Genomic DNA, 617 nt, shown 5'->3' with positions numbered 1-617 from the left:
GACTGGAACGGCCCCAGCGCTGAGTTCCCCCGCGACCTCTGCCTCCACGACGCCTTCGCCGCCCAGGCCCTTCGTACGCCCGAAGCCCTGGCCGTCATCTGCCGCGAGGAGCAGCTCACCTTCCGTGAGTTGGACACGCGCGCCAATCAGCTCGCGCACCGGCTGGTGAAGTTGGGCGTCGGCCCCGACGTGCGCGTGGTGCTCTGCGTGGAGCGCTCCGTCGAGGCCCTTGTCGGCATCCTCGGCACCCTCAAGGCCGGTGGCGCATACGTCCCCATCGACCCCAGCTACCCGCGCGAGTGGCTCGCCCACGTCCTCCTGGACACCGGCGCGCCTGTCGTCCTCACCCAGCAGCACCTGCGCGACACGCTGCCGCCCCACTCCGCGCACGACATCTGCCTGGACTCCGACGCTGACGCGCTCTCACACGAGCCCTCGCACGCGCCGGCCACGGGCGTCACGCCGGAGCACCTCGCCTACATCATCTACACCTCCGGCAGCACCGGCCGCCCCAAGGGCGTGATGATTCAGCACCGCTCCGTGCTGAATCTGCGCGTCGCCCTCGCCGCCACCGTGCACGCGGAGGCCCAGCCTGGAGAGCGCGTCAGCGTCAACGC

1 protein-coding gene is annotated in these 617 nt (G+C 71.2%); it reads left to right on the top strand.

Annotated features, from left to right (window positions below; all coding sequences use genetic code 11):
- The coding region (locus D7X32_RS44580; RefSeq protein WP_147450542.1) for an AMP-binding protein at nucleotides 1-617 on the top strand (617 nt) is incomplete at both ends.

Origin of the sequence: Corallococcus carmarthensis (assembly GCF_003611695.1) — a bacterium.
Lineage (GTDB): Bacteria > Myxococcota > Myxococcia > Myxococcales > Myxococcaceae > Corallococcus > Corallococcus carmarthensis.
This window is presented reverse-complemented; position numbering and strand designations above follow the sequence as displayed.